Genomic DNA, 14,485 nt, shown 5'->3' with positions numbered 1-14,485 from the left:
CAGTTTGCGCCCGTATCTCCTAAGAAAAAAGTGCCTCGCCCCAGAATGACCCGGGCCTCACCCCGCCGGGACAGGCCCAGACGCCCGATCCGACGTGCTGGATGAACGCGTTGAGGGTGTCCCGGGCCGACAGCGACCGCTGGAGCTTGACGAACCCCTCCTCCGGGTCGCGCTGGTAGGCGATGAAGAACAGGCCCGCGTCCAGCCGTCCCTGGCCGTCGGTGCCGTCGGTGTAGGAGTAGCCCCGGCGCAGGATCCTGGATCCGCCGTTCGAGTCGGGGTGGGCCAGCCGCACGTGGGAGGCGGGCGGGAGCGCGTGGATCCGCACCGGGTCGAACTCGCGGGTGCCGCCGTAGGGGGCGCCCGTCCGCTTGTACCGGCCGATGACGTCCTCCTGCTGCTTCAGCGGGGTCCGGTCCCAGATGTCGAGGTGCATCCGGATCCGCCGGGTGACGAGGTAGGACCCGCCCTCCATCCAGCCGGGCCCCTCCTCCCCCACCCAGACGTGCCGGTTCAGTTTGGACCGGTCGTCCATGGAGATGTTGTTGGTGCCGTCCTTGAACCCCATCAGGTTGCGCGGGGTCTTCTCCTCCGGCGTGGTCGAGGCGGTCCTGCCGAACCCGATCTGCGACCACCGCAGCGACGCCTTGCCGGCCGCGATCCGCGTCAGGTTCCGTACGGCGTGCACCGCCACCTGCGGGTCGTCCGCGCACGCCTGCACGCAGACGTCGCCGCCGCTGCGGGCCGGGTCGAGCCGGTCGCCCCGGAAGGCCGGGAGCTCCTTCAGCCGGTCCGGCGCCGGCAGGTTCAGCCTGGTGAAGAAGGAGGGGCCGAAGCCGACCGTCAGCGTGAGCCGCGAGGCGTGCATCTCCAGGGTCTCCCCGGTGTCGTCCGGCGGGGCCAGCGCCCTGCCGGTCGCCCCGCGGCCGATCTCCTCCGCCGCGGTCATCCGGACCGCCGCCGCCGTCCAGGACTTCATCAGCTCCGCCGCCTCCGCCGGCGACCGGGTGCCGAGGTCGAAGGAGGCGAAGTGCAGGCGCTCCTGGATGGGCGTGGCGATCCCCGCCTGGTGGACTCCGTGGAAGGGGATCGAACCACCGGATGCGGCGGCCGAGGCAGACTCCGGCTTCCCGAGCTGTACCAGCCCGGCGCCGGCCGCGGCACCGGCGCCCATCGCCAGTCCCGTGCCGGTCAGAAGCCTGCGACGGCTGAGGTCGGTCATATGTTCCTCCACTCCTTCTCGATGAGAAGGTCGGCTGTTCTGGGTGCGGAGATCAGCCTGCTGCACCCGCGGCCGGGTCGGAGAGAGGCGCGGCGAGCGCGTTAACCGCGTCAGCGGGTTCCTTGACCTGCTCCATGGACAACTCCCCGCGAGAGTCGGACCCGGGGCGGCGGCGCACCGGGGCGATGGGGCGATGGGGCGATGACAGGGCGGCACACCCCGGCGGCGGCGCGGCGGTGGGCCCCTCCCACGCCGAGGACCCCGGAGCACGCTCCGGGGTCCTCGGTCCGATCTCCTCGACCGGGACGATGTCAGTCGAGGTAGTCGCGCAGGATCTGCGCCCGCGTCGGGTGACGCAGTTTCGCCAGGGTCTTGGACTCGATCTGGCGGATGCGCTCGCGGGTCACCCCGAACTCCCTGCCGACCTCCTCCAGCGTCCGGGGGTGCCCGTCGGCGAGTCCGAAGCGCAACTGGATGATGCGCTGCTCGCGCTCCGACAGCGTCGCGAGGATCTCCTCGAGCTGGTCCTGCAGCATGATGAAGGCCGCGGCCTCCATCGGCACCACCGCGTCGGCGTCCTCGATGAAGTCGCCGAGGTCGGAGTCCTCCTCGCCGATCGGCGACTGGAGCGAGACCGGCTCCTGGGCGATGCGCTGGATCTCGATCACCCGCTCGATCGGGAGATCCATCTCCAGCGCGATCTCCTCCGGCGCGGGCTCGCGGCCGAGGTCCTGGTGGAGCTGGCGCTGGACCCGGACCAGCTTGTTGATCGTCTCGACCATGTGCACCGGGATGCGAATCGTGCGCGCCTGGTCGGCGATGGCCCTGGTGATCGCCTGCCGAATCCACCACGTGGCATATGTGGAGAACTTGTAGCCTTTGGTGTAGTCGAATTTCTCGACCGCCCGGATGAGGCCGAGGTTGCCTTCCTGGATCAGATCCAGGAACAGCATTCCGCGCCCCACATAACGCTTGGCGATCGACACGACCAGCCGCAGGTTGGCCTCGATCAGCCGCTGCTTGGCCCGCGTGCCCTCCCAGACGAGGTCTCCCAGCTCGGGGAAGGCCAGCCGGGAGGCGATGCCGCCCAGCTTCTCCTCGGCGAACAGCCCCGCCTCGATGGACTTGGCGAGCTCCACCTCCTCCTCCGCCGTGAGCAGCGGCACCCGCCCGATCTCCCGCAGGTAGATGCGGACCAGGTCACTGGTCGGCGCTCGTTTCCCGACATCCTCCTCATCGGGCTTGGGGGTCTCCTCCTCGCTCTGCGGCTCGAGGACCTCCACTCCGTTCTCGGCGAGCATCCGCACGACGCGCTCCAGCGCGTCGGACGGCAGCTCGGATCTGTCGAGGGCTGCGGCGACGTCATCGACCGTGACGCTTCCGCGCTCTCTTCCCTTCGCGACGAGGTCGGCCACCTGGTCTACCGAAGGCGGCCCGCTTGGCAGTACCGATGCACCCACGGGAGACAGTCTGCTGTATTAGTCACCTGAAACGGCAGGCCTATTTTTGTCACCGGAGGTAAGGTCGCAATCATTATCGGATCGAGACCTTATTCGGGTTTGGCCGAATGAGCGTCAGGAAATTAAAGCTGATTACGTGATCAGCTTCCGGCGGCCTGCTCCCGCAGCACGCGCCGCCGGCGCTCCAGCTCGTTCAGCTCCGCGAACAGCCGGCGGTACTCCTCCGGCCCGCCGGCCGGGTCGGCCCGCTCCAGTCGCGACTTCACCTGCTCGATCGCCCGCGACACCGTGATGCCCTCCAGCGCGGCGATCAGGTCCGAGGCGTACCGCTGCTCGTTCGAGAGGTCCGCGCGGAGCTCCTCCACCGCCAGCCGGGTGACCGTCCCGCGCAGGTCCTCGCCCGCGAGGGCGAGCAGGCGGTCCACCCACTCGCGTCCGCCCGCGCCCCCGGCCGCGGTGCCCCCGGCCTCCATGACCAGCCTGTGCAGCGCGACGTGCTCGGGCCGGGTGAAGGCCTCCGCGCCGATCGCGTCGAACCGGTCGCCGAGCAGCGACGGGCGCTGCACGGCCAGCTTCAGGACCTCGGCCTCGATCCGCACCCCGGGGTCGGTCAGGTCGGCGACCCTCCTCGGCCCCTGACCGCCCGGCCCGCCCTCGCGCGGCCGCCCCGAGGCGGCGCCCCTGGAGTCCCTGGAGTCCTTGGTGGCCCTGGCCACCTCGGCGATCCGGTCCATCACGAACCGCTCGTTGTTGAAGCCGAGCCAGCGGTCCAGGTCCACCCCGTAGAGCTGGCGCAGCGCCCGGTCCCTGATGCCCGCCACGATCGGCGCGGCGGCGTCCAGCGCGGCCAGCCGCCCCTCGTTGGTGCTCATGTCGTGGCGGGAGATCACGCTGCGGATGGCGAACGCGAACAGCGGCTGCCGGCTCGCCACCAGGTCGCGGACCGCCGCGTCGCCCTTGGTGACCCGCAGGTCGCACGGGTCGAGCCCGTCGGGCTGCACGGCCACGTAGGTCTGGGTGGCGAACTTCTGCTCGTCGGCGAAGGCGCGCAGCGCCGCCTTCTGCCCGGCAGAGTCGCCGTCGAAGGTGAAGACCACCTCGCCCTGCGACCCGGTGTGGTCCAGCAGCAGCCGCCGCAGCACCTTGATGTGCTCGGCGCCGAACGCGGTGCCGCAGGTGGCCACGGCCGTCGTCACGCCCGCCAGGTGGCAGGCCATCACGTCGGTGTAGCCCTCGACGATCACCGCCCGGGACTGCTTGGAGATCTCCCGCTTGGCCAGGTCGACGCCGTAGAGGACCTCGCTCTTGCGGTAGAGCGGGCTCTCCGGCGTGTTGAGGTATTTGGGGCCGTCCTCGGCGTCGTTCAGCTTGCGCGCGCCGAACCCGATCACGTCGCCGGTGATGTCGCGGATCGGCCAGACCAGCCGCCCCCGGAAGCGGTCGATCGGCCCTCGGCGCCCCTCCTTGGCCAGTCCGCCCTTGACCAGCTCGGCGGCGGTGAACCCGCGGGCCAGGAGGTGCCGCGTCAGCGCCTCCCATCCGGCGGGCGCGTATCCGACCCCGAAGCGCTCGGCGTCGACCCGCTCGAAGCCGCGCTCCGACAGGAACCTCCGGCCCGGCGCGGCCTCCGGGTCGGCCAGCTTGGCCGCGTAGAACTCCGCGGCCGCCCGGTGCGCCTCGATCAACCTGCTGCGCTCGCCCTGCTCCCGCCCGGGGACGTAGCCGCCCTGCTCGTAGCGGAGCTGGATGCCGACCCGCTGCGCCAGCCGCTCCACGGCCTCGCCGAACGACAGGTGCTCCATCCGGCGCACGAAGGTGATGACGTCGCCGCCCTCGGAGCAGCCGAAGCAGTAGTAGTAGCCGCGGGCGGGGGTGACGTTGAAGGAGGGGCTCTTCTCCTCGTGGAAGGGGCAGAGCCCCTTCAGGTTGCCGCCGCCGGCGTTGCGGAGCTGGATGTGCTCGCCCACGACGTCGGCGATCGGTGAGCGCTCCCGCACGAGCGCGATGTCCTCATCACTGATCCGGCCTGCCACGCCGCGAGTCTAGTCCGGCGCTCCGACAGCTCCGGTGGCGCCGGACCGGCCTCCGGACCGGGCTCGGACCGGTTCCGGACCGGTTCCGGACCGGGCTCGGTGCCGGTCTCAGTGCCGGGACGATGCCGCGACGATGCCGGAGATCGGCGGGAAGCGACCTCAAAGCGACTTTCCCGAACCGGTCGTGGTCGATGATGAGGTCCGTTACAAAGGTAACGGCCGATTCTGGATAACTTATGCGGGTGGACATCATGAGATCGGTGCACATAACACGACTGGCCGCCGTGGCGGGCGTCGTCCTCGTCACCGGAGCGTGCGCCTCTCCGGCCGGGGTGGCGGGTGTCAGCACGGTGCCTCCGGCCTCCGCCGAACTGGTCGCGGCCCCGGACTCGGTGACCGCGACGATCCCGCCGCCTACGGCCGACGCCGACACCGGCGCCGCGACGCCCTCGCCGTCCCCGATGGCCGTGCAGCCGCCCCCGGGCGACGAGCCCGTCCCGGTGCCCCCGCCGAAGGTCTCGGAGTTCACCTACGCCTTCCCCGTGCAGGGCTGCGAGGCCACCTACCAGCGCAAGCTGCTGGTGCTGCCCAAGACCACGATCTGGGCGGGCAAGGGCTGCTCGTTCGTCTCCCCGGTGGACGGCGTGGTCCACGAGGTCAACATCAAGAACCGGTGGAAGCCCTCCACCGACCGGGGGCAGGACCGCGAGGGCCGGTTCGTCACGGTCGCCGGGGAGGACGGCGTGCTCTACCTGGGCGGCCACCTCGACTCGGTCGAGCCGGGGATCGCACCCGGCACCCGGGTCAAGGCCGGGCAGGTGCTCGGGCGGATCGGCAACTCCGGCAACGCCCGCGACACCGCCAGCAACCTCTACTTCGCCATCTCCTGGAAGACCGAGCCCTCCGCGTGGTGGGTGCGGCGGGGCATGGTCAAGCCCTGGAACTACCTGGACGCCTGGCGGGAGGGGAACCGCACCCTGTCCCCCGCGGACGAGGCGCGGGCCCTCATGAAGCGGACCGGCCGGACTCCCGCGTGCGCGATCCTGTGCACGTCCAGGCCGGAGCCCACCCCCACGCCCACCAGGAAGCCGCGCAAGAAGCCGGTGGAGGAGAGCAGGCAGGTCACCACCCTGAACGGGTGACGCTCCCGCCGAGCCCTCCGACCGGTTCTCCGCCCGGGGCCCCGCCGGGAACGCCCTCAGCGCCTCTCAGCGCCTCTCAGCGTCCGTCAGCGCCCGCTCAGGCGGCGGTGCCAGGTGACCGCCGAGGTGTCGGTCAGCGACGCGATCTGGTCGACGACCACGCGCAGCCGGGCGGCGTCGTCGCCCGCCCTGGCGAAGGCCGGCCGGAGCGCGGGCTCCAGGGAGTCCGGGGCGTCCCGTGCGATCAGGCGGGCCAGGTCGTGGATCAGCTCCCGCTGCCGGGCCCGGTTGGCGCTGTGGTCCTCCCGGGTGATCACGTAGTGGACGGTGACCCCCTTGAGCACCGCGCACTCCAGGCGGCTGGCCCTCGGCACGACCAGTTCGGCGCCGTAGCGGCCGGGGGCCGGGCCGTACGCCTCCCGGGTGGCCACCTCGGCGGACCTGCAGAAGCGGCCGATGAGCGCGCTGGTGAGGCCTTTGAGCGTGGCGAGGCCGGACATGGAGCCGTCGACCTCGCGCGGCCAGAGCGGCGAGGCGACCAGCCGGGCGAAGACGTCCTCCAGCTCGGCGGGGTCGGCCTCCGGGGCGTACCAGGCGCGGGTGGTGGCGCACACGTCGCGGCGCTCGGCCCCGTCGCGCAGCATCCCCAGGGTGACCTCCCCCGCGTGCAGGGCGTCCTCCAGGTCGTGCACCGAGTAGGCGACGTCGTCGGCCCAGTCCATGATCTGCGCCTCGAAGCTCACCCGACCGGCCGGGGCGCCCCGCCGGATCCACTCGAAGACCGGCAGGTCGTCGTCGTAGGCGCCGTACGGCCGGCGGCCGGTGACCCCCTCGACCGGCTCCGGGCGGCGCCAGGGGTACTTGCAGGCCGCGTCGAGGGTGGCCCGGGTCAGGTTCAGCCCGGCGCTGCGGCCGTCCTCGGTGAGGACCTTGGCCTCCAGCCGGGTCAGCAGGCGCAGGTTCTGCGCGTTGCCCTCGAAGCCGCCGCACGAGGCGGCGACCTCGTTGAGCGCGGTCTCGCCGTTGTGCCCGAAGGGCGGATGCCCGAGATCGTGGGCCAGGCAGGCGGTCTCCACCAGGTCGGGGTCGCGGCCGAGCGCCTCGCCCATCTCGCGGCCGATCTGCGCGCACTCCAGGGAGTGGGTCAGCCGGGTGCGGGGGATGTGCTGCCCGCTGGCCAGGGTCTCCCCCGGCCCGACCACCTGCGTCTTGGCCGCCAGCCGCCGCAGCCCGGCGCTGTGCAGCACGCGCGCGCGGTCCCGGGCGAACGGGCCTCGCTCGGGGTTGCCGGGGGGTTCCGGCACCCATCGGGCCTGATCGGACTCGTCATAGCGATGCATAAGTGCAGTGATTTTATCCCCGATAGGACCGTTCCATGCCTGACCGTCAGTAAACACTCGCGGACGCTACGGGATCCGGAGGACTTCCCGTCGCCTCCGGGACCCGCGGGGTCCGTGCCCGTCCCCCGGCGGGCGCGGACCCCGGTACGGATTCCGTCGCGGATCCCCGGTCAGCGGGTGTCGGAGCCGGCGCAGGCCAGGGCCGCGCGGCCGGCCTCCAGCCGGGCGACCGGCACGCGGAACGGCGAGCAGGACACGTAGTCCAGGCCGGCCTCGTGGCAGAAGTGGATCGAGTCGGGGTCGCCGCCGTGCTCGCCGCAGATGCCGAGCTTGAGGCCGGGCCGGGCCCTGCGGCCCTCCTCGGCGGCGATCCGCACGAGCCGGCCGACGCCGCCGCGGTCCAGGGTCTCGAACGGGGAGACGCCGAAGACGCCCAGGTCCAGGTAGCGGGAGAAGAACGCGGCCTCGACGTCGTCGCGGGAGAAGCCCCAGGTCATCTGGGTGAGGTCGTTGGTGCCGAAGGAGAAGAACTCGGCGGCCTCGGCGATCTGGCCCGCGGTGAGCGCGGCGCGCGGCACCTCGATCATCGTGCCGACCGCCGCCTCGACCCCCGCCTCCGCCAGGATCCCGGCCGCCTCCTCCCTGACGCACTCCAGCTCCTGGACGGCGCCGACGAGCGGGATCATGATCTCCGCGCGGGCACCGGGCACCGCCCTGGCCGCTTCGGCGATCGCCCGGACCTGCATGGCGAACAGGCCGGGGACGACCAGGCCGAGCCGTACGCCGCGCAGGCCCAGCATGGGGTTCTGCTCGTGCAGGCGCTTGACCGCGGCGAGCAGCCTGCGGTCCTTGCCGGAGGCCCGGTCCCCGGCGAGGGCGACCTTGACCGAGAGCTCGGTGTAGTCGGGCAGGAACTCGTGGAGCGGCGGGTCGAGCAGGCGGACGGTGACGGGCAGTCCGTCCATCGCCCGGAAGATCTCGGCGAAGTCCGCCCGCTGCAGCGGCTCCAGGGCGGCCAGCGCCCGCTCGCGCTCGCCGTCGCCGTCGGCCAGGACGAGGTCCTCGACCAGCTGCCGGCGGTCGCCGAGGAACATGTGCTCGGTACGGCACAGCCCGATGCCCTGGGCGCCGAACCTCCGGGCGCGGGCGGCGTCCTCGGCGTTGTCGGCGTTGGCCCGCACGGCCAGGCGGCGGGCGGAGTCGGCGTGGGACATGATCCGGTGCACGGCGGCGACCAGCTCGTCGTCACCGACGGGGGCGCCTTCGAAGTACTCCACGACCGGGGAGGCGACCACGGGCACCTCGCCCAGGAACACCTCGCCGCTGGAGCCGTCGATGGAGATGACGTCGCCCTCGGCGACCACGACGCCGCCGGGGGCGGTGAAGCGGCGCTCGGCGGCGGAGACCTCCAGCTCCTCGGCTCCGCAGACGCAGGTCTTGCCCATGCCGCGGGCGACCACGGCGGCGTGGGAGGTCTTGCCGCCGCGCGAGGTGAGCACGCCCTGGGCGGCGATCATCCCGGAGAGGTCGTCGGGGTTGGTCTCCCGGCGGACCAGGATCACGGCCTCGCCCGCCGCGGCGAGTTCGACGGCCCGCTCGGAGGAGAAGACCGCCTTGCCGACCGCCGCGCCCGGGGAGGCGTTCATCCCCCTGGCGATCCGCTTCCTGTCCGCGCCGCCGTCGAAGCGGGGGAACATGAGCTGGGCCAGCTGGTCGCCGGTGACGCGGGTGACCGCCTCGTCGAGGTCGATCAGGCCCTGGTCCACCAGCTGCACGGCGATGCGGAACGCGGCCGCGGCCGTCCGCTTGCCCACCCGGGTCTGGAGCATCCACAGCTTCCCGCGCTCGACCGTGAACTCGATGTCGCACAGGTCGCGGTAGTGGTTCTCCAGCTTCTCCATGATCCGCATGAGCTCGTCGTAGGAGTCCCTGTCGATGGCCTCCAGCTCCTGCAGGGGCATGGTGTTGCGGATGCCGGCCACCACGTCCTCGCCCTGGGCGTTCTGCAGGTAGTCGCCGTAGACGCCCTGCTGGCCGCTGCCGGGGTCGCGGGTGAAGGCCACGCCGGTGCCCGAGTCCATGCCGCAGTTGCCGAAGACCATCGAGCAGACGTTGACGGCGGTGCCCAGGTCGGCCGGGATGCGCTCCTGGCGGCGGTAGAGCACCGCGCGCGGGGCGTTCCACGACGCGAAGACGGCCTCGACGGCCATCCGCATCTGCCGGTAGGGGTCGGCGGGGAAGTCCTCGCCGGTCTCGGCGCGGACGATCTCCTTGTAGGTCTCGACCAGGCGCTGGAAGTCCTCGGCCTGCAGGTCCAGGTCGCTGCGGCCGGCCTTGAGCCGCTCCAGGGCCCCGTCGAACAGCTCGCCGTCGATGCCCTGGACGGTCCTGCCGAACATCTGGATCAGGCGGCGGTAGGAGTCCCAGGCGAAGCGCTCGTTCCCGCCGGCCTGCTTGGCCAGGCCGCGCACGGACTCGTCGTTCAGTCCGATGTTGAGGACGGTCTCCATCATGCCGGGCATGGAGAACTTGGCGCCGGAGCGCACGCTCACCAGGAGGGGGTCGTCGGCCTGGCCCAGCCGGCGGCCCATCCGCTTCTCCAGCGCGGTCAGGTGGAGGGCGATCTCCTCCTCCAGGCCGTCGGGGAGCGCGCCTCCGGCGAGGAAGCTGCGGCACGCCTCAGTGGTGATCGTGAAGCCGGGGGGGACCGGCAGACCGAGATTGGTCATCTCGGCCAGATTGGCCCCCTTACCGCCGAGCAGATCCTTGAGATCCTTGTTGCCCTCGGTGAAGTCGTATACGTACTTGGGCACGGCTGCTCCTTCTACGGCTTCAAATGACGCGCTCTTCGCCTTAGTCGGGACTCTACCGATGAAGAGGCAAATGAAACGCCACCCTTACCCGCGAAGCATGTCCATGCAGGTCAAAGCCCACTCAGCGGTCTAATCCAATTAAAATCGGCAACATTTTCCACGTGATATCGGTCACCCCTAGAATTGGTATAAACCAATTGGTGTAAACCAATTCCGGATCGTTCTCCGCGGTTCGCCCGCGTTCCACGCGCCCCCGCCGGCCGGGCGGGAGCGCACCACGAATACGGGGTACGGCGCGCACGCCGTACCCCGCACTTCCCCACTCGCGCCCGGACCGGCCGGGCGTCAGGCGCCGAGGGCCGCCCGCAGGAACGCGGCCTGCTCCATGGCGTGGGCGGACTCGCCGCCCTCGTGGCCGTTGTACGGGTAGACCCGCATCTCCTTCGGCCCCGCGTAGTGGTTGTGGGCGGCGAAGACCGTGGAGGGCGGGGTGACGCCGTCGCGCAGGCCCACCGAGAACAGCGCCGGGGTGGCGGAGCGGGCCGCGAAGTTGAGCCCGTCGAAGTACGACAGGGTCGTGAAGACCTCCTCCACCCGGTCCTTGAAGACCCGGCAGTAGACGGCGAGCTCGGCGTAGGGGTTCTCGTCCGTGATCTGCACGGCGTGCCGGATGTGGCACATGAACGGCACGCTGATCAGCGCGCAGGCGAGGTCCGGCACGAGTGCGGAGACCGCCAGCGCCATGGCGCCGCCCTGGCTGCCGCCCGACACCGCGATCCTGCCGGGGTCCACCGCCGGATGGGTCCTGGCCGCCTCCACCGCCCGGACGGCGTCGGTGTAGAGCCGCCGGTAGTAGTAGTCGTCCGGGTCGTGGACGCCCTTGGTCATCACACCCGGGGTCTGCGGGCCCGTGCCCGGCTCCGGGTCGGCGGTGTCACCGCGCCGCCAGCCGCCCGCCCCCTGGCCCCGGGAGTCCATCACGAACACCGCCCAGCCGAACGACGGCCACAGCAGCCAGTCGATCGGCAGGCCCCGGCCGCCCCCGTAGCCGATGTACTCCACCACGCACGGCACCGGGCCCTCCGCCCCGCGCGGCACGAGCAGCCAGCCCTTGATCGCATGCCCGCCGTACCCGGCGTAGGTCACGTCGTAGACGTCGGCCACCGTCAGCGCGCTCGGGTGCGGGGTGAAGACCGCGCCGAGGTCGTGCTTGCGGGCCCCGGTCAGCGTACGGTCCCAGAAGGCGTCGAAGTCGGCGGGCTCCGGCCGCTCGGGCAGGTAGCCGCGCAACTGGTCCAGCGGCATGTCGACGAACATCGTCAGCTCCTTGTCAGGTGAGGGAGGCGGACAGGATCCCGCCCCGGCGCGGACGCGGTCAACCGGGCGGCCGCGGGCCTTTCCGCTCACCCCGCGGACGGCGCGGTGCCTCCCGGACCCGGCGTCCCCGGTGGTCGGGTGCCGCGGGCTTCCCCGCTCACCCCGCGGGCGGCGCGGTGCTCCCCCGGACCACCAGCCGGGGCGTTGCGTCCCGGCACGAGCCGACCTCGGCTCCCGCCACCAGGTCGAGCAGGCTCTGCGCGGCCCGCGCGCCGAAGGCGGCGATGTCCCGGCTCACCGCGGTGAGGTGCGGGCGGGTCAGCCGGCACAGCGCGGAGTCGTCCCAGGCCACCACCGACAACCGCTCCGGCACGGCGATCCCGGCGTCCTGGGCGGCCGCCGTGCCCGCCACCGCCATGACGTCGTTGTCGTAGACGACCGCCGTGGGACGGTACCGGGAACGCAGCAGCCGCAGGGTCGCGTCCGCTCCCGCGTCGGCGCCGTAGTCGGTGTGCACGGTGACGCTCTCCATGCCGCGCGCGGCGGCCGCCCCCTCCATCGCGCGGGTCCTGACGACCGTGTGCCGCAGCGCCTCCGGGCCGGCCACCCGGGCGATCCTGCGGTGCCCCAGCGCTCCCAGGTGCTCCACCACTGACTCGATCGCCTCGGCGTCGTCGCTCCAGACGGCCGGCAGCCGGCCGGCCCCCTCGGGTCCGCCGACGACGACGGCGGGCATCCCCGACTCCTCCAGGACCGCGACGCGCAGGTCGTCCACCCGCAGGTCCACCAGGATCACCCCGGCCACCCGGCGCTGCGCCCACCAGCGGCGGTAGACCGCGATCTCCGTCTCCGGGTCCTCGGTCATCTGCAGCAGCAGGCCCACCGAGGCCGCCGAGAGCGCCCCCTCGATCCCGGAGACCAGCTGCATGAAGAACGGCTCCAGACCCAGCGTGCGGGCCGGGCGGGCCACGACGAGGCCCAGCACGTCGGCCCTGCCCTCCGAGAGCGCGCGGGCGACGCTGCTCGGCTGCCAGCCGAGCTCGGTGGCGATCGCCAGGATCCGGTGCCGGGTCTCCGCCGACACGCCGGGCCGGCCGTTCAGCGCGAACGAGACGGCCCCCTTCGAGACCCCCGCGCGGCGGGCGATGTCATCGATCGTGGGTCGCTTCACCGCATCACCTGCCGGGTTCACCGGTTCGTCTTGCGCGGGGGCCGCCGACCGCTCCCCGGGGCGGGTACGGCTCCCGTCCGGAGGGGGCGGGAGCCGTACGTCACGGGCGGCGGGTCAGTCGTTGAGGTGCTGCCGGAGGTAGGAGTCGACCTGGTCGAGGGCGACCCGCTCCTGGGCCATGGAGTCCCGCTCGCGGATGGTCACCGCGTGGTCGTCCAGGGTGTCGAAGTCGACGGTGACGCAGAACGGCGTGCCGATCTCGTCCTGGCGGCGGTAGCGGCGGCCGATGGCGCCCGCGTCGTCGAACTCGACGTTCCAGCGCCTGCGGAGCTGGGCGGCCAGGTCCTTGGCCTTCGGCGACAGGTCGGCGTTGCGCGACAGCGGGAGGACCGCGACCTTGACCGGTGCGAGCCGGTGGTCGAGGCGCATGACCGTGCGCTTCTCCATGACGCCCTTGGCGTTGGGCGCCTCGTCCTCGGTGTAGGCGTCGATCAGGAAGGTGAGCGTCGCGCGGTCGACGCCGGCGGCGGGCTCGATCACGTACGGCACGTAGCGCTCGCCCGTGTCCTGCTCGAAGAAGCTCAGGTCGGTGCCGGAGGCCTTGCCGTGCGCGGTCAGGTCGAAGTCCGTGCGGTTGGCGATGCCCTCCAGCTCGCCCCACTCGCTTCCGGTGAAGTTGAAGCGGTACTCCACGTCCACGGTGCGCTTGGAGTAGTGGGACAGCTTCTCCTGCGGGTGCTCGTAGAGCCGCAGGTTGTCCTTGCTGATGCCCAGGTCGACGTACCAGCGGAAGCGCTCGTCGATCCAGTACTGGTGCCACTCCTCGTCGGTGCCGGGCTTGACGAAGAACTCCATCTCCATCTGCTCGAACTCGCGCGTGCGGAAGATGAAGTTGCCGGGGGTGATCTCGTTCCGGAACGACTTGCCGATCTGGCCGATGCCGAACGGGATCTTCCGGCGCGCCGACTGCTGCACGTTGAGGTAGTTGATGAAGATGCCCTGCGCGGTCTCCGGGCGCAGGTAGGCCAGGCCCGACTCGTCCTCGACCGCGCCGAGGTAGGTCTTCAGCAGGCCGCTGAACTGCTTGGGCGCGGTGAAGGCGCCCTTGTTGCCGCAGTTGGGGCAGGTGATGTCGGCCAGGCCGCCGGCCGCCGGCTTGCCGTGTTTCTCGGCGTACGCCTCTTCGAGGTGGTCGGCGCGGTAGCGCTTGTGGCAGGACTGGCACTCGGTCAGCGGGTCGGTGAAGGTCTCCACGTGGCCGCTGGCCTGCCACACCTCGCGGGCGAGGATGACGCACGAGTCGAGGCCGACGACGTCCTCCCGGCCCTGGACCATGGACTTCCACCACTGCCGCTTGACGTTGTTCTTGAGCTCCACGCCCAGCGGGCCGTAGTCCCACGACGCGCGCAGGCCTCCGTAGATCTCGCTGGAGGGGTAGACGAGCCCACGTCGCTTCGAGAGGCTGACGATGGTGTCCATGATGTCCGTACGGCGTGACATAAGGGAAAATCTCCATCCGGCTGGAGGTCGGCGAGGAATCGATCGGGCTCCCAGCTTAGGGGAGCCCGGGACGGCGGGGCGCGCACATCGCGTCCGCGCGCGCTGCGCCCGTGCCCGCCGCGGCCCATGTCCGCCGCGCCCCGTGTCCGTGCCCGCCGCGCCCCGCGCCGGCTCCGGTGCGTCCCCCTCCGGCCGGGCGGTGCGGTCACCCGCGCTCGACGTCCTCGAAGGCGCTCGGCTCGTTGATCATCAGCGTCATCAGCGGGTACATCGCCATCCGCGCCGCGCCGAGGGCCCGGCGGTAGAACCCCGCCCCCTCCCACTCGCTGACCAGCGCCCACAGGTCCGGCTCGTCCACCGACCTCGACACGCGGCCGCGCACGTAGCCCGGCTGCGCGGCCAGCGTGTCGATGATGTCGTACGCCTGGGTCAGGAACTCCCCGGCCCGCGCGGGCGGCACCGAGTAGCGGATGAGAGCGAGCATCCG

10 protein-coding genes are annotated in these 14,485 nt (G+C 71.8%); 1 reads left to right on the top strand and 9 read right to left on the bottom strand.

The window, feature by feature from the left end; all coding sequences use genetic code 11:
* Positions 1-19: 19 nt before the first annotated feature.
* From efeB to dnaG, 3 genes are all read right to left on the bottom strand, one after another.
* Positions 20-1,222, bottom strand: a complete 1,203-nt coding sequence (gene efeB, locus IEZ06_RS00405) for an iron uptake transporter deferrochelatase/peroxidase subunit (protein WP_189234633.1) — start codon at positions 1,220-1,222, stop codon at positions 20-22.
* A 311-nt stretch (positions 1,223-1,533) separates the two neighbouring features.
* Positions 1,534-2,637, bottom strand: a complete 1,104-nt coding sequence (gene rpoD / locus IEZ06_RS00400) for an RNA polymerase sigma factor RpoD (protein WP_189234632.1) — start codon at positions 2,635-2,637, stop codon at positions 1,534-1,536.
* 185 nt (positions 2,638-2,822) lie between these two features.
* Positions 2,823-4,715, bottom strand: coding sequence for a DNA primase (gene dnaG, locus IEZ06_RS00395; RefSeq protein WP_189234631.1), 1,893 nt, complete (start codon positions 4,713-4,715; stop codon positions 2,823-2,825).
* 251 nt (positions 4,716-4,966) lie between these two features.
* Between dnaG and IEZ06_RS00390 the strand changes: the two genes are divergently transcribed.
* Positions 4,967-5,857: a M23 family metallopeptidase gene (locus IEZ06_RS00390; RefSeq protein WP_189234890.1), complete on the top strand. Its 891-nt coding sequence runs from the start codon at positions 4,967-4,969 to the stop codon at positions 5,855-5,857.
* An 86-nt stretch (positions 5,858-5,943) separates the two neighbouring features.
* On the opposite strand, the gene IEZ06_RS00385 is transcribed toward IEZ06_RS00390, so the two are convergent.
* From IEZ06_RS00385 to IEZ06_RS00360, 6 genes are all read right to left on the bottom strand, one after another.
* The gene (locus tag IEZ06_RS00385) at positions 5,944-7,197 is read right to left on the bottom strand and encodes a deoxyguanosinetriphosphate triphosphohydrolase (RefSeq protein ID WP_189234630.1); all 1,254 of its coding nucleotides are present in this window, start codon (positions 7,195-7,197) and stop codon (positions 5,944-5,946) included.
* Positions 7,198-7,367: 170 nt separating this feature from the next.
* Positions 7,368-10,010: a pyruvate, phosphate dikinase gene (gene ppdK / locus IEZ06_RS00380; protein WP_189234629.1), complete on the bottom strand. Its 2,643-nt coding sequence runs from the start codon at positions 10,008-10,010 to the stop codon at positions 7,368-7,370.
* Positions 10,011-10,355: 345 nt separating this feature from the next.
* A complete protein-coding gene (locus tag IEZ06_RS00375) occupies positions 10,356-11,327 on the bottom strand; it encodes an acetylxylan esterase (RefSeq protein ID WP_189234628.1) in 972 nt (323 codons plus the stop codon).
* Positions 11,328-11,484: 157 nt separating this feature from the next.
* Positions 11,485-12,498, bottom strand: coding sequence for a LacI family DNA-binding transcriptional regulator (locus IEZ06_RS00370; RefSeq protein ID WP_189234627.1), 1,014 nt, complete (start codon positions 12,496-12,498; stop codon positions 11,485-11,487).
* A gap of 114 nt (positions 12,499-12,612) precedes the next feature.
* A complete protein-coding gene (locus tag IEZ06_RS00365; RefSeq protein ID WP_189234626.1) occupies positions 12,613-13,998 on the bottom strand; it encodes a glycine--tRNA ligase in 1,386 nt (461 codons plus the stop codon).
* A gap of 205 nt (positions 13,999-14,203) precedes the next feature.
* On the bottom strand, positions 14,204-14,482 hold the full coding sequence (locus IEZ06_RS00360; RefSeq protein ID WP_068896852.1) for an antibiotic biosynthesis monooxygenase family protein: 279 nt from the start codon (positions 14,480-14,482) through the stop codon (positions 14,204-14,206).
* Positions 14,483-14,485 lie beyond the last annotated feature (3 nt).

This window comes from Planomonospora antibiotica (assembly GCF_014647955.1).
Classification (GTDB): domain Bacteria; phylum Actinomycetota; class Actinomycetes; order Streptosporangiales; family Streptosporangiaceae; genus Planomonospora; species Planomonospora parontospora.
Note: the sequence above shows the minus strand (reverse complement) of the source record. Positions and strands in the feature narration are given on the sequence as shown.

What these genes read in the sequence shown, in the direction of transcription:
- efeB (WP_189234633.1), bottom strand. Translation starts at nt 1,222, where the DNA reads ATGACCGACCTCAGCCGTCGCAGGCTTCTGACCGGCACGGGACTGGCG.
- IEZ06_RS00390 (WP_189234890.1), top strand. Translation starts at nt 4,967, where the DNA reads ATGAGATCGGTGCACATAACACGACTGGCCGCCGTGGCGGGCGTCGTC.
- IEZ06_RS00385 (WP_189234630.1), bottom strand. Translation starts at nt 7,197, where the DNA reads ATGCATCGCTATGACGAGTCCGATCAGGCCCGATGGGTGCCGGAACCC.
- IEZ06_RS00375 (WP_189234628.1), bottom strand. Translation starts at nt 11,327, where the DNA reads ATGTTCGTCGACATGCCGCTGGACCAGTTGCGCGGCTACCTGCCCGAG.
- IEZ06_RS00365 (WP_189234626.1), bottom strand. Translation starts at nt 13,998, where the DNA reads ATGTCACGCCGTACGGACATCATGGACACCATCGTCAGCCTCTCGAAG.
- IEZ06_RS00360 (WP_068896852.1), bottom strand. Translation starts at nt 14,482, where the DNA reads ATGCTCGCTCTCATCCGCTACTCGGTGCCGCCCGCGCGGGCCGGGGAG.